This is a genomic window from Pseudomonas sp. B3G-3 (assembly GCF_028640915.1).
Taxonomy (GTDB): Bacteria; Pseudomonadota; Gammaproteobacteria; order Pseudomonadales; family Pseudomonadaceae; genus Aquipseudomonas; species Aquipseudomonas chlororaphis_I.
Genome location: NZ_JAQZAB010000007.1, coordinates 1 through 277, shown reverse-complemented (window position 1 = coordinate 277; position 277 = coordinate 1). Strand labels below are relative to the sequence as shown.

Annotated in this window: 1 protein-coding gene; it reads left to right on the top strand. The window is 63.9% G+C overall.

The features are described from left to right. The coding region (locus tag PVZ80_RS00145; RefSeq protein ID WP_273863269.1) for a VCBS domain-containing protein at positions 1-277 on the top strand (277 nt) is incomplete at both ends.

Below are 277 nucleotides of genomic sequence, written 5' to 3'. Positions count from 1 at the left end.
CGACGTCGACAGCGCCGCAACCTTCATTGCCCAAACCGACACCGCTGGCAACTACGGCAAGTTCTCCATCGACACCAGCGGTGCCTGGACCTACGTCGCCGACTCCGCCCACAACGAGTTCGCCGCCAGCACCACCTACACCGACACCTTCGCCGTGAGCAGTGCCGATGGCACCCTCACTTCGGTCACCGTGCATATCCTCGGCACCAATGATGCGGCCGTGCTGTCCGCCGACATCGCCAACCTGACCGAGACCAATGCCGCCGTCGACATCTCC